The sequence below is a fragment of the Shouchella miscanthi genome (assembly GCF_007725405.1).
Lineage (GTDB): Bacteria > Bacillota > Bacilli > Bacillales > Bacillaceae_D > Shouchella > Shouchella hunanensis.
The window spans coordinates 2,769,966-2,791,600 of sequence record NZ_CP042163.1 but is presented as its reverse complement, the minus strand read 5'-3'; the positions used below and the strand labels follow the sequence as shown (position 1 = coordinate 2,791,600).

The 21,635-nt window shown below is 39.8% G+C and carries 21 protein-coding genes; 15 read left to right on the top strand and 6 right to left on the bottom strand.

Translation table 11 applies throughout. The annotated features are described in order from the left end of the window. Positions 1 to 7: 7 nt before the first annotated feature. Positions 8 to 508 carry a BsuPI-related putative proteinase inhibitor gene (locus tag FPV17_RS14150; RefSeq protein WP_035395421.1) on the top strand — a complete coding sequence of 167 codons (501 nt, stop codon included), beginning with the start codon at positions 8 to 10 and terminating at the stop codon, positions 506 to 508. A 28-nt stretch (positions 509 to 536) separates the two neighbouring features. Here the strand turns inward: FPV17_RS14150 and FPV17_RS22010 are convergent, their stop codons facing one another. The 6 genes from FPV17_RS22010 to FPV17_RS14125 all read right to left on the bottom strand — a co-directional run bounded on the left by FPV17_RS22010 (position 537) and on the right by FPV17_RS14125 (position 7,039). After that, the gene (locus tag FPV17_RS22010; RefSeq protein ID WP_186370625.1) at positions 537 to 683 is read right to left on the bottom strand and encodes a hypothetical protein; all 147 of its coding nucleotides are present in this window, start codon (positions 681 to 683) and stop codon (positions 537 to 539) included. A 15-nt stretch (positions 684 to 698) separates the two neighbouring features. After that, on the bottom strand, positions 699 to 3,665 hold the full coding sequence (locus FPV17_RS14145; protein WP_144559292.1) for a DEAD/DEAH box helicase: 2,967 nt from the start codon (positions 3,663 to 3,665) through the stop codon (positions 699 to 701). Beyond that, positions 3,637 to 4,890, bottom strand: a complete 1,254-nt coding sequence (locus FPV17_RS14140) for a hypothetical protein (protein WP_144559291.1) — start codon at positions 4,888 to 4,890, stop codon at positions 3,637 to 3,639. The genes FPV17_RS14145 and FPV17_RS14140 overlap by 29 nt, the downstream gene beginning before the upstream one ends. A 134-nt stretch (positions 4,891 to 5,024) precedes the next feature. After that, entirely contained in the window at positions 5,025 to 5,630 is a 606-nt protein-coding gene (locus FPV17_RS14135; protein ID WP_035395417.1) for a YkzI domain-containing protein, read from the bottom strand. 118 nt (positions 5,631 to 5,748) lie between these two features. Next, positions 5,749 to 6,204, bottom strand: coding sequence for a GNAT family N-acetyltransferase (locus FPV17_RS14130; protein WP_035395416.1), 456 nt, complete (start codon positions 6,202 to 6,204; stop codon positions 5,749 to 5,751). Between the two features lie 22 nt (positions 6,205 to 6,226). Further along, the gene (locus tag FPV17_RS14125) at positions 6,227 to 7,039 is read right to left on the bottom strand and encodes a Cof-type HAD-IIB family hydrolase (RefSeq protein ID WP_035395414.1); all 813 of its coding nucleotides are present in this window, start codon (positions 7,037 to 7,039) and stop codon (positions 6,227 to 6,229) included. A gap of 117 nt (positions 7,040 to 7,156) precedes the next feature. Between FPV17_RS14125 and ctaG the strand changes: the two genes are divergently transcribed. From ctaG to FPV17_RS14055, 14 genes are all read left to right on the top strand, one after another. Next, complete coding sequence (gene ctaG / locus FPV17_RS14120; protein ID WP_060703861.1) at positions 7,157 to 8,044, top strand: cytochrome c oxidase assembly factor CtaG; 888 nt, start codon at positions 7,157 to 7,159, stop codon at positions 8,042 to 8,044. Between the two features lie 15 nt (positions 8,045 to 8,059). After that, positions 8,060 to 8,659, top strand: a complete 600-nt coding sequence (locus FPV17_RS14115; RefSeq protein WP_035395409.1) for an SCO family protein — start codon at positions 8,060 to 8,062, stop codon at positions 8,657 to 8,659. A 293-nt stretch (positions 8,660 to 8,952) separates the two neighbouring features. After that, positions 8,953 to 9,990 (top strand): N-acetyl-gamma-glutamyl-phosphate reductase, encoded by a 1,038-nt coding sequence (gene argC / locus FPV17_RS14110; protein ID WP_144559290.1) that lies wholly within the window; start codon positions 8,953 to 8,955, stop codon positions 9,988 to 9,990. Between the two features lie 16 nt (positions 9,991 to 10,006). After that, a complete protein-coding gene (argJ, locus tag FPV17_RS14105; protein ID WP_432813896.1) occupies positions 10,007 to 11,233 on the top strand; it encodes a bifunctional glutamate N-acetyltransferase/amino-acid acetyltransferase ArgJ in 1,227 nt (408 codons plus the stop codon). A 13-nt stretch (positions 11,234 to 11,246) separates the two neighbouring features. Then, positions 11,247 to 12,011: an acetylglutamate kinase gene (argB, locus tag FPV17_RS14100; RefSeq protein ID WP_052008022.1), complete on the top strand. Its 765-nt coding sequence runs from the start codon at positions 11,247 to 11,249 to the stop codon at positions 12,009 to 12,011. Positions 12,012 to 12,026: 15 nt separating this feature from the next. Beyond that, positions 12,027 to 13,178 (top strand): acetylornithine transaminase, encoded by a 1,152-nt coding sequence (gene argD / locus FPV17_RS14095; protein ID WP_144559289.1) that lies wholly within the window; start codon positions 12,027 to 12,029, stop codon positions 13,176 to 13,178. 75 nt (positions 13,179 to 13,253) lie between these two features. Next, positions 13,254 to 14,330, top strand: a complete 1,077-nt coding sequence (locus FPV17_RS14090; RefSeq protein ID WP_144559288.1) for a carbamoyl phosphate synthase small subunit — start codon at positions 13,254 to 13,256, stop codon at positions 14,328 to 14,330. Further along, the gene (gene carB, locus FPV17_RS14085) at positions 14,323 to 17,481 is read left to right on the top strand and encodes a carbamoyl-phosphate synthase (glutamine-hydrolyzing) large subunit (RefSeq protein ID WP_144559287.1); all 3,159 of its coding nucleotides are present in this window, start codon (positions 14,323 to 14,325) and stop codon (positions 17,479 to 17,481) included. Before FPV17_RS14090 ends, carB begins: the two co-directional genes overlap by 8 nt. Next, positions 17,457 to 18,413, top strand: a complete 957-nt coding sequence (gene argF / locus FPV17_RS14080) for an ornithine carbamoyltransferase (RefSeq protein ID WP_144559286.1) — start codon at positions 17,457 to 17,459, stop codon at positions 18,411 to 18,413. Before carB ends, argF begins: the two co-directional genes overlap by 25 nt. 35 nt (positions 18,414 to 18,448) lie before the next feature. Further along, positions 18,449 to 18,628 (top strand): YjzC family protein, encoded by a 180-nt coding sequence (locus tag FPV17_RS14075; RefSeq protein WP_035395400.1) that lies wholly within the window; start codon positions 18,449 to 18,451, stop codon positions 18,626 to 18,628. Positions 18,629 to 18,779: 151 nt separating this feature from the next. After that, entirely contained in the window at positions 18,780 to 19,436 is a 657-nt protein-coding gene (locus FPV17_RS14070) for an alpha/beta fold hydrolase (RefSeq protein ID WP_144559285.1), read from the top strand. Positions 19,437 to 19,468: 32 nt separating this feature from the next. Next, positions 19,469 to 20,137, top strand: a complete 669-nt coding sequence (locus FPV17_RS14065; protein WP_144559284.1) for an NAD-dependent epimerase/dehydratase family protein — start codon at positions 19,469 to 19,471, stop codon at positions 20,135 to 20,137. A gap of 101 nt (positions 20,138 to 20,238) precedes the next feature. Further along, positions 20,239 to 20,898, top strand: a complete 660-nt coding sequence (locus FPV17_RS14060; protein ID WP_035395394.1) for a cobalamin B12-binding domain-containing protein — start codon at positions 20,239 to 20,241, stop codon at positions 20,896 to 20,898. Further along, complete coding sequence (locus tag FPV17_RS14055) at positions 20,885 to 21,628, top strand: STAS domain-containing protein (protein WP_144559283.1); 744 nt, start codon at positions 20,885 to 20,887, stop codon at positions 21,626 to 21,628. The genes FPV17_RS14060 and FPV17_RS14055 overlap by 14 nt, the downstream gene beginning before the upstream one ends. Positions 21,629 to 21,635 lie beyond the last annotated feature (7 nt).

Here is a 21,635-nt window from a genome sequence, read left to right as displayed (position 1 = left end):
GATTGCGATGAAGACGTGGAATGTATTAGTAGGTATATCACTTGCCTTTACGTTAGCCGCATGTGGAGGACAGGCTGATGAAGAAGAAAATCAAGATATACCTGCCGGAGGAGATTCAACGATGAGTGGTGAGTGGTTATTTACAGTTGATCATCAACTTTCAGACGACATGCTCTATGTGGAAATGTATATTGAAAACGATTCAGAGGAAGCCCAGACACTAACGTTTCCTTCGCAACAGCTGTATGAAATTACCCTTGTAAACGCACAAGAAGAAGAAGTGTTCCGTTATTCAAATGAGCATATGTTTGCACAAAGTGTAACCGAAAAGACATATGAACCAGGCGAAACACAAGATTTAAGAGAAGAGATTCCCACAGAGGATATACCAGCCGGTTCCTATATGATGACTGTAGAGCTAATGGTTGACGACAGTACTGTAGAATCACTAAGTGATCCAGGTACGTTTACAAAGTCAATAGAAGTTGAAATAAGTGAATCAGAATAAAGAAAAAGGTAGTGCACAGATGAAGTGCCTACCTTTTTCCTTTTGCCTTTTGTTGAATGGCTTCTTTGAGCGCCTTCCATTCAGGTGAGCCTGCAGGTGTTTGCGGGAGAGTTTCTTCTTTAGCCCCTTGCTCTCTGTTTTTTGCTTTCCAATACATTTCAAATTCTTCTCTCACAGTCATACCACCTTTTTAAGAAGATAACCGTAGCAACGCTAGTAATTCATCATCACTAAGTTCTGTTACTTGTGAAGAAGATGCTAAAATACCGTCGGCTAAATGTTGTTTACCTACTATCATCCGATCTATTTTTTCTTCGATTGTACCCTCTGTTAACAATTTGTAGACATGCACATCATCGGTTTGACCAATACGATATGCTCGATCAGTTGCTTGGTTTTCAACTGCAGGGTTCCACCAACGATCATAGTGGATCACATTTGTAGCTTTTGTTAAATTTAAGCCAACGCCGCCTGCTTTTAAAGATAGAACAAAGAAAGAAGGCTGTTGACTTTCTTGGAATGTTTGAACGGCTTCAAGTCGCTGTTTTTTTGTTAATCCCCCATGAAGAAAAGAAGTAGATGCATCGTATGTTTCTTCTAGATACGTACGAATCAGCTTACCCATCTCTTTATATTGTGTGAAGATAAGGGTGCTTTCACCACGTTCATAGATGTCTTGTATCAATGATTGAAAGGCTTGCCATTTACCAGAAGTATGTTCATCTAAGGACGATTTTAGAAACTGAGCTGGATGATTGCAAACTTGCTTTAGCCGGGTGATTGTTCGCAATATAAGCGCTCGACGTTCCATTGTTGAAACGGTATGAATTTGATCTTCAATATCGTTTACAATCGCTTGGTATAAGCTAATTTGTTCAATAGAAAGAGGAACGTGTGTTAATCGTTCATGCTTGGCTGGCAAGTTTAATTCTGCTTCTGTTGTTTCTTTCGTACGTCTAAGTAAAAATGGCTGGATAACCGTTCTTAGTTGGTGCTGACGAACTTCGTCTCGATCTTTTTCAATCGGTTTAATATAGTTTGAATAAAACTGTTTGTACGTTCCAAGTAGAGAAGGGTTTAGTAAATCCATCAATGACCAAAGTTCCGTTAAGCGATTCTCAATAGGTGTTCCCGTTAAAGCAATTCGATGAGTCGCGTTCAGTTTACGAATCGCTTTACGCTGTTTTGTTTCTTTATTTTTAATATGCTGCGCTTCATCAAGGATAAGGCCATTCCAATAATGAGCGTGAAGCATGCTCTCATCACGTAATGCAAGTGTGTAAGACGTAATAATAAGATCGTACTCATAGAGTCGCTTATCTTGTTCTAGAAGACGGTCATTTCCATGATGAATAAACACATTTAAATCTGGAGCAAACTTTTGACATTCCGCTTCCCAGTTATAAAGTAACGAGGTGGGACAAATAAGAAGAAATGGCTCCTTTTTTTCCTCTTGCTGTTCGAGAACATATAGAATATACGTGATCGTCTGAATGGATTTTCCAAGCCCCATGTCATCTGCAAGACAGCCACCAAAGCCAATTTGTCTTAAATGAACCAGCCAACTGAACCCTTGCTGTTGATAGGTGCGCAAATCTCCTTCTAATGTAGAAGGAATAGAGACAATGCTAGGCTCATTTCGATATAAATGAGGCAGCTTTTCCTGTATTTTTTGCGACCATTCAATGGATACATCAATGTCTTCTAGCTCATCAAACTCTTCTTGCTGATCGAGTCGCCATGCATCTAAGTACGTATACTGATGTTGTAGTTTATCAAGGAACTGCTTTAGTCGTTCGGCAAGGTTTGGATCCCAAACGAGCCATTGGTTATTAATATTCAGGAGCGATTTTTGCTCATTGACATAGGCTTCAAAATCGGCTTGGCTCATTTCTTCAGAACCGATCATAATAGAATAATCAAATCGCGATAAACTTTGCCAATTTAATAGTGGATCGACGCTATTATACGTCTCTTGTTGCAAATCTTTGAGCTTCACTTGAATAGATGGTGTTTGTTTTAATTGATTAGGAACAATTAATGTAATGCCCACTTGCTCAAACTGTTCATGCTGCATAAAGAGTTCATACGCTTCATCACTGCTAACATGAACAGTAGGTGAAGATAAATTTAAGCCCGAGAGTACTGTAAACGCATCTTGTACATAGGTTAAATCTTTTTTTAACTGCGGAATTGGATTCGTTAACCATGGGTGTTCTCCCGTTAACAACTGCTGCACCGGTACAAGTTGTTCTTGATTCGTTCGATCAATTAAAGCAAGAGACAAGGTCCAGTTTTGATTGTCTTGAGGTTCATTTAACACAATTGCCGTTTTAAATGGTTCTTCCTGTTTCAGTCCGAGTTGGTGCTGAAACGAATGCGTGTGCCAGTGCTTCATCATCGGTGTTATTTCTCTATTCTTTAATGATTTCAAGAATGGCTGAATCGGTTCATCTACGGATTGTTGCCATTGATCGTAAACAGGAGCAACGTCTTCTTCAAGTACAATGCTGCGAATTGCGGCATCAATAATCGCTTCCATAATGGCTTTTCGTGCTAAATCATAATCGTCATCTTCTTGTTGAGCAAATTGTTGCCCCTCTTGAGTTGCTGCTATAGAAAAAGTCGATTTTGGCATGGCGTTCATCCAGTTTGTATACCAGCTATCCTTCACCTTTAGTATCCACTGACCATGTTGATTTGGTTCAAAAAAACCTTCTTCAATAAGCCTGTACACATCATCCAAAAAACGAAGCCATACGTGAAAATCATCCGCTAATTGAAAATCATGTTTCCAAGTACGGAATAATGGATAAAACTGAACAAATTCTTGTAGCGACAGCTCAATGCCTTCTATAGGAAAAAAATGCGTCTTCCATGAATCAGCCGATTGATAAATAATGGTCGAGCCCACATAAGATTGGAACTCACGTGAAGCGAGAGGAACATGAATGATGGCTCTTGATAACGTCAAGAATGTGCCATAAAATGAAATCGGATCGGTTTGAAAGAGTCGGAGCTTTAATTCAAAAGGAGAATAGAGAAAAGGGTAAATAAACCCGCTTCTTCCTTGAGTTGTTTGTCCTTTTGATTCAGCCCAAATGAAAAAGGACTGATCCACCCAGCCACTATGAATCCATATTGATGTTTGGTTCACGACGTTTCAACTCCTCAATAAACGCACGATACGATTGATATCGTTTCAGTAAAGTTTGCTTAAATTGCTTGTACCGATTTGGTTCATTTAACCGCTTATAAATAAAGGCGAGCTTGTCAACATATTCAGCTGCTTCAACATAATATTTTCGTGAGCGTTTTTCTGCTAGACGAATAATAAACTGGTGATACACAGGAAGTGAAAGTGCAGGTCGCGCTTCAGCAAGTCGTTGCAACAGCAGCTGTTTCTGCTCATGTAACTCTAATGGGTTGGTTTCATGCAAAAGGAAATAGCGCTGAATTCGTTCAAAGTCTTCCTTTTCAAGTAGCATTTGTATATAAACGAGTTTATTGGCCTCATTAAAAAGCCGTTCCTCTAGATGTGGCAATAAATAATCGAGCACTAACTCCTTTTGTTTAGCCGAATAATGACTCATTAGCGTCTTAAAGCGTTTAAAAGAAGGGGCTTTTAACCACCGATCCCATGTTTCATACTGAATTGACGATGAGTCATGTAAGGAAGTTGACTGATCATAATACTCTTGTAGCGTGCCAAGTTTGTCGGATTTGTTTGGAAAGAAGGTATCAAACCAACGCAGCACTTGCTCATATCGTTCACGCTGTGTTAATAATGCGATATGTGCCTCGGCTTCACTTGCTGTTAATGGGCTTGCTTGCTTCATTAAAGTGATTGCTTGAGATTCTTTACCGATGTATAAATAGAAGTAGCTAATCGCAATGCAAAAGCTGCGTGAAGCATCTTTCATATCTTGTCCAATAAAGTAATGATCCAGTTTGTCAATTTGATCCGCTGAGAAAGTCTTCATATATGCGGAAAAAAGTCGAGCATAAGGGGCGTCATCATCTTGCATAGCCTGTACCACATACGTTCCTAACATTTTTGCAAAGCGTGCTTTTAGTTTCTTTGATTTAGAAAAGTAAGCTGTATATAAATAATGAGCGACTGTATCAAAAAAAGGATTAAGCCTCCGTTCAAGGGAAGACCATTGTCCGTCTTGTTGAGCTTGTTCATAGACAAAATCAATGATGACAAAGAATCCTTGTAACTGTTCGTCTTCTTTATATGATTGTAATTCTGATTTCACCTCTAGCCCAAATGTCTCAATCTGATTAGGGGAGAGGTATCGAGATGATTTTAGCTTTCGGTTCATTCCTTTTAGAAACGGTTCCATTTCAGTACGCAACCGGCGATAGGTGTTCGTCAATTTTTCACCTCATGATAAAACAGTATCTCTCTATTTTACCTGTTTTAGCGATGAAAAAAAAGCCTAGCCAATGATTTGCTGTAAATGGTGTAAACTCAAAAAAAAAGCACATGATGTGCTAAGGGTAAAATGCATTAAAGTTTAAGAAGTTTTTCTACTTGTGAGCGACGGTTTACTAATTTTTTCAGACGGTGCTTGTGTTCAGCGATGGCTTCTTCGTTGCTTTCTTCCATTGCTTCAAACAGCTCCATTAAAATATAATTGATTTCTAAATTCATTACATTAATCATTGTTTTTGGACCAAGGGATTTTCCGTTCTCTTTATATTGAATCATCGGTACATTTTTATTCGCCATACCTTGCTCACTCCCTTCAATTTCAACTGTAGAGGCAATATCGCCATGTTCGTATGTTGTTACATACTGTGGTCCTTCCGTCATTCTTTTCACGACGCCTGTTCCTTTTTCAGATTGTAAGAGTTCTTCAATCACATCAGAAAGAATGGAATCATAAACATATAGCTTTTTTGCTTTTAGGGTTAGAAACTGATCATTGCGAATGAAAGGAAGTTCATGAACCAAGTCTTCCAACTCAATAATGAGATAGATAAAGCTTGAATCATAGCGCCAGTAAAGAGCATATTCATGTGCCATCATTTTTTTAATAAACTGATGCAGTGTGCGCTTTGTGATTTTGATTGAAAGTTCTTGAAATTCTGTCGGCCAAGGAATTGCAGACATGTTCTTACACTCCTTTTGCAGAAGGCACTAAATAAGAGATTGCTTTAGTCTATGTAAAATCGTAAAAAAAAAGAAGCTATACGCCTAGTTCTCAAGAAAATAGGCGCATAGCTTATTGTTAAAAACGGAAAGAGTATCGTTTTGAAACGACGTCATAAAAGCCAAGTGAATTGTATAATGCTTTTGTCGCTTCATTATGTAATCCTGTTTCCAATTCAATTCCTTTTATTTTTCGATTCTCTGCCCAGTAAATAATGCGGAGCAACAGTTTTTTGGCAATACCTTGGTTCCGATACGCTTCGTCTACATAAATTTCATTTAACCAAATGTATTGACCGCCTTTTTGGAAACTTGTCATTGTGTTAAAGAAGGCAAAGGCAACTGCATTTCCTTCATAGCGTGCAATAAAGAAATACGTTTGAGAATGGGGAAGTAGGGCTTCGTTTAATAGCGTTTCAATTTGCGTAATGGCTTGTTTCCCCGCAATGTTATGCAGTTGTTTTTCAAAGAGAGAGGTTAGCTCTCTTTTTGTTTCAGCCGTTGTATCCGCTGAAAGTTCAACAATGTCAATCATGATTGTCCCCTCCCAGAAATAGTTACCTCAGTTGAAGTGCTTGTTCAATGTATTTCGCAATCCCATCTTTTTCATTTGTGTCAGTAATCGCGTGGGCAATCTCCTTAAGTTCAGGGATGGCGTTACCCATGGCAACACCTTGTCCAGCAAATTGAATCATTTCTAAATCATTTTCTTCATCCCCAAAAGCGATAATATGTTCAGTTGACACATTATAGTGGTTAGCCAATTCTTGTAAAGCAGTAGCCTTGGTGACATGGTTAGGGGCTATTTCTAACACCGGCACTTGCCCTTTCCACCAACGTTGCAAAGTTGTCTCGCTCTTGGTACCTTCTAATGCAGCCCGTAGCTCCAACGTTTTATCTACAAGGGGCTCAACTAGAATTGCTGTTGGTGGAGCAGTGAGTAAGTCGTCTACTGTTCCAGATGCAATGGGCTCAATACCTTCTGTTAGGAAGTTAGCGAAGAACCCTTCATTTTTAGCCATATAAAAAGCATCATCAATTTCAACCATCATGTTCTCAATGCCAACTTGCTGACACGTTTTAATAAGATGACGGCTCGTTTCCAAATCAATTGTGGCCTTTGTTTTAGGATAATGTTGATCCAGTGGGTGGTGAACGCTTGCTCCATTAAAATTAATAATGGGTGTTGTTAAATTAAGTTCTTGATAATAACGTTTACTTGCGCGATACGGCCGTCCTGTTGCGATAGCAACGAGGTGTCCAGCCTTTTTAGCGCTTAATAAGGCTGTTTTTGTACGTGTTGAAATAGTCTGGTTCCCTGGTAGTAGCGTGCCGTCTAAGTCTAGTGCGATTAAATGTCTTGGTAACATACGTTCTCCTTTAATTTAAATTAGTAACAAAAAATACACGGATGCACATATGGAATAAGACCTCGATGTGCTATGATAGGTACGTATAAGAAGTTCCTGCTTGGAAGGAGGACGCAGATGGAAACGTTTGCTTCAAGCTTAGGATTCCGTGCATTATGGACACCGGAATTGCTTGTATCCATTGTGATAGTTGCCATTTTTTATTGTTGGTTGATCCGAAAAACAAAAACAGGCTCTGTTAAAAAGAGTTTCTTTTTTATGAGCGGCTTGCTAGCGCTTTATTTAGGCTGGGGGAGTCCACTTTATGTATTTGGTCACGTCATGATGACGATTCATATGTTACAAATGGTCTTCGCCTATTTTGTTGCGGTGCCTTTGCTAATACTCGGTATTCCAACAAAATGGTACGAAACTTTTCTCAAAAGCAAATGGGCATTTCGACCGTTACGTTACATATGGAATCCCGTTGCTGCGCTACTTCTGTTTAATGGTCTTTTTTCATTTTATCATGTTCCGCTCATGTTTGACACGCTCATGCAAGCACCATTTTTACATAGCCTCTATCAATGGGTATTGCTTCTTACAGCAGCTTTAATGTGGTGGTTTATTCTAGCGCCTGTACCAAGTTCGTACAAGCTTCGAGAATTACGACGCATTTTTTATATTTTTGCTAATGGGTTATTAATTACGCCAGCTTGTGCACTGATTATATTCGCACCTAATGCAATGTATGCTGTATATACGGATCCACTCATTTGGGCAAATGTGATGGCGTATTGTTTACCCGGTGGAACAGGTCCAGAAGCGTTATTAACAGCGTTCGGTAGTCCTGAATCATTGCAATTTTTGGATGCACGAACAGATCAACAATTGGCCGGTGTTCTAATGAAAGTATTCCAAGAAATAGTGTATGGCATTTCAATTGGTTACGTCTTTAAACAATGGTTAAAGAAAGAAAAGCTTCAAGACGGTGAATTAACTATTAGCGATATTCCTCGATCCTAAAGACGAAGGGTGGTTATGATGAAAACGATTATAAGTATAATAACCTTATTTTTATTATCTGGATGCGGTTGGATGTATGGGATGGGCCAATCATCTGAATTCGATTTAACAGAAGCTGCTATTCATGTACCAGAATTTACGTTTACCAATCAGGATGAGCAAGCATTTGGATCGGATGATGTAGCAGGAGAGCATTGGCTTGCTAATTTCGCATTTACAAACTGTACAACTGTATGCTTGACTATGATGCCAAATATGAATCAATTGCAACAAGATTTAGCTTCAGAGGGCTATCCTCTTCAGTTTATTACCTTCACAGCTGATCCGATTTTAGACACACCTGAGCAACTAAGGCAATATGCGGAAAACATCGGTGTTGGTTCTAGAAGTTGGGATTTTCTTACAGGGTATGACATCGACGAACTTGAAACATTTTCAAATGAAGCCTTTCGTGTACCTTATGCGTATGGTGATACACCAGAAGATATTATCCATTCCACAAGTTTCTTTTTAGTCAATAAAGAGGGACAGGTTGTAAGGAAGTACAATGGACTTGAAATGAACCAAGCTGACATTCTAGAAGATATTATTAGATATGTATCAGAAAATGAGTAATGCAAGTCGTTTCTCAGCGTTTTTAATGGAAGAGCATGATCGTCAATCGCACTAGAGCGGTTACCGATCGTGCTTTTTTTATTTTGCTTAAACGATTTAATCTCAATAAGAAGGAAATACGAGAGGTGGTTCCTGAGTAAGTAATGAAAGTGTTTAGAGCATTACAGTTTAAATCAATTCTGTTTACCACTTATGAAAAAAGAGTATAAATAAAATAAAAATACAGTTGAATTTATTTTTATTCATATTTATAATAGGTAAATATCAAAAGAAAATGATTCGGGAGTGAGACGATGAATGTTGGTATTATCGGTGCTAGTGGATACGGAGGGGTGGAGTTAATCCGTTTTTTGAACCAGCATCCAAAAATAAATTCCATTAATCTTTATACATCTAGTGAAGAAGGAGTACTGTTAACCAATCACTATCCTCATTTACGTAATGGCGATACATATAAGCTTCGGCCACTAGTCGAATCAGAGCTGAGTGGTCAAGTAGACACGGTCTTTTTAGCGACACCACCAGGAGTGTCAAGCAAGTGGAGTCAATGGCTACTAGATCAAGGCATTCGGGTCATTGATTTGTCGGGGGACTTGCGGTTACATTCACAATCAATCTATGAAACTTGGTACAAACGAGAAGCTGCATCTGCTTCATTGATAAAACAAGCGTCTTATGGATTGAGTGAATGGAATAAAGAGACAATCCAAACGGCACAGCTCATTGCGAACCCCGGGTGTTTTCCAACTGCAATATTGCTAGCGCTGGGACCTGTACTACAAGCAGAATTGATTGATCCAACATCCATTATCATTGATGCAAAGACAGGCACATCTGGAGCAGGGAAGAGCCCAACACAAATGACGCATTTCAGTGAAATGAATGAGAATTTTAAGATTTACGGCGTTGCTTCCCATAAGCATACACCTGAAATTGAACAAGAGCTGACATCATTTACAAACGAAGAAGTGAAAGTAAGCTTCCAGCCACACCTTGTTCCGATGGTGCGAGGCATTATGGCGACCATTTATGCATCAGGAATAGAAGGTGTCACTAATAAGAAGCTCTACGATTGTCTGAAACAAGCATATGAGCAACATTCATTTATTCGTATTCGTGACATTGGCGATTTTCCTCAGACCAAACATGTGTATGGGAGTAATTATTGTGATATTGGTGTCGCTTATGATGAGCGTACGAACCGGGTTATCCTTGTTTCCGTCATTGATAATCTTGTCAAAGGCGCTGCAGGGCAAGCCATTCAAAATATGAATTTAATGAATGAATGGGATGAGCATACAGGTTTAACGATGCTTCCTATTTATCCGTAATGGAGGTAAAGCCGTGATTTTAAATGAGCAACAACATGAACAGATAAACATAATAAAAAACGGCTGTATTGACGATGTGCAAGGGTTTCATACAGCTGGCACTCATTGCGGGTTAAAACGAGAAAAACCTGATCTTGGACTCATTTATTGTTCGAACGTAGCAGAGGCAGCTGGTGTATTTACGACAAATCAAATCCAAGCAGCGCCGCTTCGTCTTACGAAATCTCTTATTGAAACTACAGGTACGTTACAAGCAGTCGTTGTAAATAGCGGCAATGCCAACGCTTGTACGGGTAAACAAGGGATGATTGATGCCGAGGAAATGCAAAAATGTGTAGCAGAGAAATTAAATCTCAATGAAACCGATGTGGCTGTTTCTTCGACAGGTGTGATTGGCGAACCGTTGCCAATGAAGAAAGTAAGAACAGGAATCAAAACGTTATCATTAACAGAAAGCCAAGCAAGCTTTGCGGAAGCCATTCTAACAACAGATACGACAACAAAAGAAATTTGTGTAGAATTTGTTATCGATGAGCAGGCAGTTCGTATTGCTGGGGTTGCAAAAGGTTCGGGGATGATACATCCAAATATGGCGACGATGCTTAGTTTTTTAGTTACAGACGCAACGATTCAAGGCAACGAGCTACAACAATTATTAAAAGACGTAACAAATAAAACATTCAATCGAATAACCGTAGACGGTGACTCCTCTACAAATGATATGGTTCTTGCCTTGGCGTCTAACAAGGTGCAGCATAATCAGCTTAACCAAGACCATCCACAATGGGCTGTTTTTCAAGAAGCATTTCAGCTTTGTGCAACAGAGCTTGCTAAAATGATTGCTCGAGATGGAGAAGGTGCGACAAAGCTTATTGAGGTACAGGTAGTTGGTGCAAAATCCAATGACGAAGCAGGAATAATAGCGAAAACAATAGTAGGTTCCGATTTAGTGAAGACAGCAGTATTTGGGAAAGATGGCAATTGGGGTAGGATTATTTGTGCAATTGGTTATAGTGGTTGCACGATTTCTCCGGATCTAATTGATATTGCTATTGGTCCATATGCAACGCTAAAGGAAAGCGAACCATGCGGAACGAACGATAAAGCGATAACGACTTATATGACAGATGAAGAAACGATCGTTATTTCAGTTAATCTCCATGTAGGTACAGGAGTAGGGAAAGCATGGGGCTGTGATTTATCCTATGACTATGTTCGTATCAATGCAGGGTATCGTACTTAGGAGGTCATCATACGTGAGCAAACGAACGGTTATAAAAATTGGTGGAAGCATGCTAGCTGAACTTAGTGAAGATTTTTACAATGGTCTAATTGAGCGTCAGCGCTCAGGTGAGGAACTTATTATCGTTCACGGTGGTGGGCCAGCTATTAATGACCAATTGCAGAAAGCCAACATTGAAGTCGAATTTGAACAAGGGTTACGAAAGACAACTGCACCGGTGCTAACGATTGTAAAGGATGTCTTGTTTCATCAGGTGAACCAATCCATTGTTAATCAACTTCAAGCTCTAGGAATGAACGCGATTTCGTTAAACGGGTATGATCACCGTTTCATTCATGCAACTTTAATGGATGAACAACGATTAGGCTTAGTTGGTGATGTGAAGATGGTTCATACAGAAGTGTTAGAAACGGCACTTCGTGAACAAATGGTTCCGGTTGTTTCTCCGTTAGGCTTAACGGCATGTGGCAAGCAAGTAAATATTAATGCAGATACAGTTGCTTCATCCGTGGCAAAAGCTTTAGCTGCAGAAGAGTTTATTGTTGTGACTGATGTAGATGGTGTTTATATTAAAGCCGAGAAACAAGCTAAACTAAATGAAATAGACATTAAGAAATTTATTGAACAAGGGGACATTACAGGCGGAATGATTCCTAAAGTGACAGGTGCACTGGATAGTCTTTCTGAACATTTGCAGCGAGTGCGTATTGTAAGTGGAAAAGAGCGATTAACTGTAGAAAGTGGCACGGTTATTGAGAAAGGAACGCTTGTCCCATAAAGAATGGAGTCGATTATGAGCTATTTATTTCCTACTTATAAAAAGAAAGATATCCAGTTAACCCAAGGTAAGGGAGCGTTTTTATACAGTCAAGACGGCAAACGATACCTTGATTTTATGTCTGGCATCGCCGTTACGAATTTAGGGCATAATCACCCAAGTATCGTGCAAGCATTGCACAAACAGGCAGATTTATTATGGCATGGCTCCAACTTATTCCATTATGAAGTTCAAGAACAAGCAGCAAAACAGCTTGTTGAAAAAAGTAGTTGTGATGCGGTGTTTTTCTGCAATAGCGGTGCAGAAGCAAATGAAGCAGCAATCAAGCTTGCTAGAAAAGCTACTGGCAAGTCACATATTATATCGATGAAGCAATCGTTCCATGGAAGAACGCTAGGTTCTATGGCCGCCACAGGTCAAGCCGCTATTCATGAAGGATACGGTCCTTTACTATCTTCCTTTACCTATGTTGATTTTAACGATACCGATGCACTCGAATTAGCCGTGCAAGAGGATACAGCCGCCATTATGATTGAAGTTGTTCAAGGAGAAGGTGGCGTACATGTGATCAACGAAGCGTATGTGGAAGCCATCAACACCCTTAAAGAAAAACACAATCTTTTGCTAATCATTGATGAAATCCAAACAGGAATCGGTCGAACAGGTACGTTTTTTGCTTATGAACACTATCGGTTGGATCCGGATATTGTGACGGTCGCTAAAGGACTAGGAAACGGGTTCCCAGTCGGCGCCATGTTAGGAAAGAAACCATTAATTGAATCGTTTCAAGCAGGCTCACACGGCTCAACGTTCGGTGGAAATCCGTTAGGAATGGCTATTGTAAAAGCTGTTTTAGACATTTATGAACCTGCGTTCTTGACAACGATCCGCACGCATGCAGACGAATGGGTAAAAGAATTAAAAAAAGAGCTATCCACATGTTCTATTGTGAAAGACATCCGTGGCAGTGGCTTCCTTATTGGACTTGAAACGACAGTGGAAGCACAGCAAGTTATTCATAGGTGTGAAGAAAGAGGATTGTTATTATTGCCTGCAGGTGCTCATGTAACTAGATTATTACCGCCACTTACAATAACGAAACAAGAGTGGAAAGAAGCTCAACTAATACTAAAGACTGTTTTAACAGACATTGAACAAAACGGATAAACGGGCATTTTTTTTACACATAAATGTATTTTTATCCGATAAAAAGAATATTTATTCTTTACGAGGTGATAGAGTGTGAAAGGGTACGTTTTATTAGAGAGTGGAGAGCAATTTGAAGGTTTGTGGCACGGGAAGGAACCTGTTAACGGAGAAATTGTCTTCTTTACAGGAATGACGGGTTATCAAGAAGTAGTTAGTGACCCTTCATTTAAAGGACAAATTGTTGTCTTTACGTATCCAATGATTGGAAACTATGGCGTAAATGAAAGGGATTTTGAAAGCGAAGGTCCGAAAGTAGAGGGCGTCATTTTAGCTGAAGTAGAGGAAAATCCTTCCCATTATAGTCAAGTAGAGAGCTTTTGTATGTACTTAGAAAAACATGGCATTCCATATATGACGCAAGTAGATACAAGAGCAATCGTCAAACGTATTCGTAAACATGGAGATATGAAAGCAACAATGACAACAGACGCTAGTCAGTCAGTTAAAGAAAACGAAGGACTTGAACACAAAGATGTTGTCCCATTTGTCAGTACGAAAGATCAAAAGATCTTCAACGAGGAAGGAACAAAACACATTGTTCTTATCGATTACGGTTATAAACAGTCTATTGCCATTGAACTTGTCGCAAAAGGAATGAAAGTAACCGTAGTGCCTTATGAGACAAAAAAAGAAGCCATTGATGCTTTAAAACCAGATGGACTGATCTTCTCAAATGGTCCCGGAAACCCCAAAAAACTAGAATCCTGTTTAACGACTATCTATGAACTGGCAACTACGTATCCATCATTAGGGATTTGCCTAGGTCATCAGCTTTTAGCTTTAGCGTTTGGCGGTGAAACAGAAAAACTAACGTTCGGTCACCGAGGAGCAAATCAACCCGTTTTGGACTATCAAACGAACCGAGTCTATATGACAAGTCAAAATCATAGTTACGTTGTAAACGAGGCATCCATTCAAAAGACTGATTTTGACGTTCGCTATGTTAATGTGAACGATAAAAGCGTTGAGGGGCTTATGCACAAGCATTTACCAATCATGACAGTACAATTTCACCCAGAAGCAAGCCCCGGACCAATGGATTCAAACGCCATTTTTGATGAGTTTATTCAAACTGTGGCGCTAAAGGAGAGAGATCATCTATATGCATAACCATTCCATAAAAAGCGTGTTAGTCATCGGATCAGGACCCATTGTGATTGGTCAGGCAGCAGAATTTGATTATGCGGGGACACAAGGATGTCTTGCATTAAAAGAAGAAGGCATTCGCGTAATTTTACTAAACCCTAACCCAGCAACCGTTATGACAGATGAGCACTGTGCTGATGTTGTTTATTTTGAACGATTGACGGCTGCGACAGTAGAAAATATTATAAAAAAAGAAAAACCAGATGGTCTATTGGCTACGCTTGGTGGTCAAACAGGATTAAATTTAGCGTTAAAACTTCATGATGAAGGAACCCTTGAGAAATATGGCGTGAGCTTGTTGGGCACACCCATTGAGTCAATAAAAAAAGGGGAGGATCGAGAACGATTCCGTGATTTAATGAATGAATTACAAGAACCTGTCCCTGAAAGTGACATTATCCACACGGTTGAAGAAGCCGTTGCTTTTTCTGAGAAAATTGATTTTCCTATTATTGTTAGACCTGCCTATACCCTTGGTGGTTCCGGGGGCGGAATTGCCCAGAATGTGAATCAGTTGCGTACAATTGTGGCCAATGGAATTAGACAGAGCCCGATTAATCAATGCTTGATTGAAAAAAGCATTGCAGGGTTTAAAGAAATTGAGTATGAAGTGATGCGTGATTCGAACGATACGTGTATTACGATTTGTAATATGGAAAACATTGACCCAGTTGGCATTCACACAGGAGATTCAATTGTTGTAGCACCATCACAAACGTTGACTGACCGGGATTATCAAATGCTTCGTTCGGCTTCAACAAAAATCATTCGCGCGCTAGGCATTATCGGTGGTTGTAATATTCAATTTGCGCTTGATCCGCATAGTGATCAATATTACTTAATTGAAGTGAATCCTCGGGTTTCACGTTCTTCGGCACTTGCATCAAAGGCAACAGGATATCCCATTGCCCGTATTGCTGCCAAGTTAGCGGTTGGTTATCACTTACACGAACTGTTAAATCCTGTTACAGGTCACACGTACGCAAGCTTTGAACCAGCCTTGGATTATTGCATTGTAAAATTTCCACGCTGGCCATTTGATAAATTTTATCAAGCTGATCGAACCCTCGGGACACAAATGAAAGCTACAGGTGAAGTGATGGCAATTGAGCGGTCTTTTGGTGCTGCGCTGCAAAAGGCCATTCGGTCACTGGAGATTGGTATTGAAGATTTAGCAAGAGGCGAGTTTGATAAAGACGAGACGTCCTACCTTTGGACGTTAATGAGTCAAGCTGATGATCGTCGCCTCTTTATTCTGTTTGAACTTCTTCGCCGTGGAATAAATGTTGAAGAGCTTCATCAAGAAACGAAAATAGATCGCTTTTTCTTGCAACGTTTTGCAAGCCTAATTGAAGTAGAGAACGATTTGAAGGCCGGTTCTTTACAATCTGTAACGAAAAGCCAAATGGAAGACTACAAAAAAGCAGGTTTTTCCGATCAAAACGTAGCCAATCTATGGGGAGTCACTGAAGTGGAAGTAAGAGACACGCGTCTAGAAATGGGAATCAAACCTGTTTATAAGATGGTTGATACATGTGCTGGAGAATTTGAAGCACAAACACCTTACTTTTATTCAAGCTACTTTGGCGAAAATGAAAGTCTTCCTTCACCCAACAAAAAAATTATCATTATTGGTTCAGGCCCTATTCGAATTGGTCAGGGGATTGAATTTGATTATTGTTCCGTTCATGGCGCAAAGACGATTCGTGAGCTTGGTTATGAAGCCATTATCATTAATAACAACCCAGAGACTGTTAGCACAGACTACATGACCGCAGACCGCCTTTACTTTGAACCTCTCGCTCTTGAAGATGTAGTGGCTATTGTAAATCATGAACATGTTGAAGGCGTTGTTGTAACGCTAGGTGGTCAGACTGGCATAAAACTGACAAAGGAGCTTGAACAAGCAGGAATTCATGTATTTGGTGTTTCTTCCGCTTGTGTAGATGAGCTGGAAGAACGTGATGCTTTTTATACATTACTTTCAACAATTGGCGTGGAACCGATTCCTGGTGTGGCCGTTTCATCGATAGAGGAAGCGTTCGATTATTGTGATGAAGCAACATTTCCAATATTAGTGCGACCTTCGTTTGTTATTGGAGGTCAAGGGATGGCCATATTACAAACGAAAGAACAAGTGGAAGATTATTTAAAGGATCATCCGTATAAAGGGTTATTTCCACTCCTTATGGATACGTATGTACAAGGTGTTGAAATAGATGTGGATGTGTTAACAGATGGAGAAGAGATTTATGTCGCTGGTATGTTTGAACATGTGGAACAAGCAGGCGTTCACTCTGGCGATAGTTTGGCTATTACGCCACCTTATCGTGTAAGCAATGCGATTCAGAATCGTTTAGAAATCATCGCCAAAAAACTAGCCGATGCGATGGCCTTCAAGGGCATTTTTAACATTCAATTTGTTGTGCAAGGAGAGGACATTTATGTTATTGAAGTAAATCCTCGTGCTTCTCGTACAGTGCCACTCCTCGCAAAGCTAACAGGTGAACCATTTGTTGCTTATGCAACAAGATTAATGCTAGGGGAAACCATTGATCAGCTTCCTATAAGAAAACAGAAGCCGTCCTTCTTTGCGGCTAAAGCACCTGTATTCTCATACGGGAAATTGTCTGGTCTTGATCCAAAATTAGGAGCAGAAATGAAATCAACGGGAGAATTATTAATGATCGGTGAAACGCCAGAAGAGGCTCTAGCGAAAGTAAGTGCACCATTTGAGACGTTGCCATCATTGTTTGAAGATCATCTGAACAAATCCGTTTTCTTACAGGTAGAAGCTGGCATAGAAGAATACGTCTCACCTTTACTGCAAGAAGCTGGCTTTACCATTGAAACGGACCAATTTGAAAAGTGGATTGAAACAACTGGCGCGAAGGCGCTAATTGACCTAACACTACCAGGGCAACCAGGCAATGAAAGGTATCGCCATCAAGCGCTTGCACAGCAATTGTCGGTCTTTACAGAACAAGCTACCGTTGCTGCCAGTCTTTATTATTATGATCATCCGTCCTTCCGATTAAAGTCAATAGCGGAGTGGCGAGACCCATTAAATGTGAAAAAGGAGTCGACACTATGCAAAGCACTGCCATCAATTTAACCGGAAAACATATGTTAACCTTGCTTGACTATACCGTCGAGGAAATTGATTATTTGTTAATGAAAGCAAGTGAATTAAAACAAGCGACTCAAAAGGGAGAGTTAAACGAACTTTTACGCGGGAAATCACTCGGTATGATTTTTGAGAACGCGTCAACAAGAACTCGAGTGTCGTTTGAGGTAGGGATGACACAATTAGGTGGGCATGCATTATTTTTAAGCCCGAAAGACTTACAAATTGGTCGAGGAGAGCCAATAAAAGATACGGCAAATGTACTATCTCGTTATGTTGACGCCATCATGATTCGAACGAACTCACATCAAACTGTAGAGGAATTTGCAACCCATGCAACGGTTCCTGTTATTAACGCTTTAACAGACGCCTATCACCCTTGTCAAGCGCTTGCTGATGCTCTGACGATTAAAGAGAAAAAAGGGGCTTTGAAAGGCCTCACCCTTGTATATGTTGGTGATGGAAACAATGTAGCTCACTCTTTAATGGCTGTGGGTGCCAAAACAGGGATGAATGTTACGATTTCAAGCCCTGATGGTTACGAAGTTGATAGCGAAATTTTCGTTCGAGCGAAGGAACAAGCAAAGGAGACCGGTGCGATCATTAAGGTGGAGCAGGATCCACTCGTCGCGGCTAAAGGAGCTGACATCATCTATACAGACGTATGGACGAGTATGGGTTATGAAAACGAGCAAAGCAAACATAGTCAAGACTTGAAACCCTATCAAGTAAATGAAGGCTTAATGGCTGAAGCTGATTCGAAGGCGATATTTATGCATTGTCTTCCTGCACATCGAGATGAAGAAGTGACAAGCGGAGTCATTGATAGTGCACAATCTGTTGTATACGATCAAGCAGAAAATCGACTTCATGTTCAAAAAGCTATTTTGGCCTCTGTAATTTCACATAATGGATGCTAGTGTAGGGAATCCTTTTTGTTAAAGGTGGTGGAGAAATGGGCCAAAACAAACAATTTACTGCTGGACAAAAAGCGCCTAATAATGGAATTTACGTCGAAATTGGTGAAACCGGAAGTATGGTTACTCGTCCAAAATCGGTTCATTTGCAAGCTGGAGATGTTTTTCCAGAATTAACAAATGATGATCGAAAATGGACGCAAAAACGTAAGCCATAACCATCTCACATGACCAAGCTGTACACCCTTTCAATAGGTGTGTATAGCTTTTTTTTATGGATTGATGAATTTCTTTTCTAATTTGCTTTCACTTTTTGCTGGAAAAACATAAGCTATTACGAATCTATATCGTTCAGGAGAGATGGACACTATGCCTGTTTATGTCCGCTACATTGACTTAAATGGCTGTAAAAATAGCTATTGTATTCCGGAGAAGCCTAACGGCTATGCCATATTTATGTTACTTGATTATCAAACCCTCCATTCAGGTCATGCTGAGCACTTTATTGATCCATTTGTAAAAAAAGGGTATACCGTATTTTCTTCAGGGCTCTTAATTGCTGAATGGGGTTCAAAAAAAGCGGTAAAGCATGCTGAACATTTAATTCAGCTTTTATTGCGTCAAGAAACCATTAACGAAAAAATATTCTTATGTGCGGAAGGAACAGGGGCGCTTATAGCGCAGCAGTTATGTTGCTCAGATGACATTCATATACGAGCTGCAGCCTTTATTAATCCACTCTTGTCCTTAGAAGACTGTTTTCTTCATTACCAAGATGACGAGGTCACGTTAAAACGATTTAAAAAAGAAATGAGTAGACAATATGGGTTAAAGCATTGTGATAGAAAGATAGTAGCAAATTTGGATAAAAAACTATTTACAGCCTACCATTTACCAGTCCAGTCGTTTTTACAGAATGTGAAAAGAGACAGCGCAGAAGAGTCAACGAAAGTGAATTTATCTAGAACTCGCACGTTGGCGAACGAGCTAAGTGGCTTTTATCAAACCTTTATCTCAGCAACGTAATGGTGCTCTGACGAAGGAAAGGAGTTAGTAAAATGAATCAACTAACGGTTATTGGTGGTTTGGGTTTTATTGGGAGTCATGTGTGCGCGAAATTTCTTGATGAAGGTTGGGAAGTGGTCGCTGTTGACCACATGGTAGAAAAGACACAGGAAAAACAAATGATTGAAATGAGTATGGGGAGGAATGCACACTTTACGTTTATCCATAAAAACGTAAACGAGTTTAGACCGTTAAGCGAGAATGCTACTTATGTGTACGTCGCAGATAATGAAAAGAAAGAAGAAGTACTCGCATTTGCTTCTGGCTTACATCAGCATGATCGTCTGCTTTATCTATCAACAACAAGAAAAGGGGAAACGCGCACCACAATGGAAGAAGAGATAAAGGCATTGGCATCTTCCACACCATTCTCTCTTATTATTTTGCGTAGTCCACAAGCGTACGGATTACACAGCAATCTATCGTTTTCGTATATTGATGAACAAATAAATCAAGGCAATCGGGATTTGCTTTACATTAACGATTTAGTGGATTATGTGTATGCTGCTATTGAAAAAGAGAATGGGACGTATTCGGTAATTGGAAGTGACGAAGAAAATGAGGACTTTCTCCCTTTTTCGCCAAAATGGTCTCTTGATGAGGGGCGCAGAGCATACAAGGAGGCAGAAAAAAAGTGGATCCGACAAAATGACTTAAAATAACTGGTTTTCCAGCAGCTGTTCGTACTTGCGTTCGTAGGACAAAACCTTTACTCTTAAACTAGGTAAATAAGGACAATGGTTGGGAGGAGGCGGAACGTTTAATGGAGCAGTCATGGGAAGTGTTAGTAGACGCCTTGCTTGATGGAGATGAAGATCGTGCTTGGAATTGTGTCCGTCGCCTTTCTGATGCTGGGTATGATAGTATTTGGATATATGAAAAATTATTAACGAAAGCAATGGTTCATACTGGATGGCTATGGGAACAGAATCGAATTACAATTGCTGATGAGCACTTAGCTACGTCAACGTGCGATTTTGTATTGACACGCTATCACTATTATATACGAAAATGGCGAGCGCCTAAAAACGGTAAAAGCGTCATGTTTCTATGTTTAGATCAAGAGCAACATGATCTAGGCATCAAAATGTGCGCCTGTTTATTGGAAGAGCTTGGCTGGACGACACGTCTATTAGGAGCAAGTGTCCCCCTCGAGCAAGCGGAGATGATGGCGAAGAAATGGCAGCCCGATGCCATTGCCATTTCAGTGTCTATTCCCTATCACGCCCGTAGTTTGAATTTGTATGTTGATACGTTAGAAAAATTACCCCATAAACCAACGATTGTAATTGGTGGACGACTTGTCTCAATGTACGACTTAAGTCCGCTCTGTAATAATCAGACCGTATTAATTGGAAACTTAACAGAACTAGCTAAATGGCAGGAAAGACAATTAGGGGTGAGTGCGGATGTCCGCAATTAATCGTTTACCAGTTCCCTATTTTGAGTTAGACGAAACGTATCGAATTTTGAATCGATCCACTGTAGCTAAACAAGCGTTTAAACTAGCTGATTCGTTTATCGATCTTTTAGATATAGGAAGTGTGGATAAAGTAACCCGCTTTCTTTCTAAACAAGAAAACGGGAAGATCGAATTAAATATGGATACAATAGAAGCTCCTTATGTACTGCATACATTGTTTGCAAATTGGGACGAAGAGCGTTTCCATATTATTTGTATTAAACAAGATGGAAACTTAACAGAGCTGATTGAAAAGGTTCAAAAGCAAAGCAGACGCTTGGCACAGACAGACTTTGAACTGCTTGAGAAAAAAGAAGAGCTTGAAGAATCTTTAAGTATGATTAAACAACTTTCAGCTCCGTTTATTGCCATATCAGCTGAGCTTGCATTTGTACCGTTTTTTGGTGACTTAGATGAACATTTAATTAAGCAAAATCAGGGAGTCATCTCAAAAAATGTGTATCAAGCCGATTATGACTATCTTTTCTTCGACTTTAGTGGTGTTGGTAACATCACTAACCTAGGGATGAGAGAGTTGCTACGTTTAGTCCAAGCTCTACAAATCATGGGAATTGAAACACGAGTTATCGGTTTAAGACCAGAACATGCACAGCTATTACACGGAAATGATATTCAGAAACGAACTCAATTTAACGGTAGTTTAGCTGAAATGATTCGTAAGCATATGTAAAAAAACC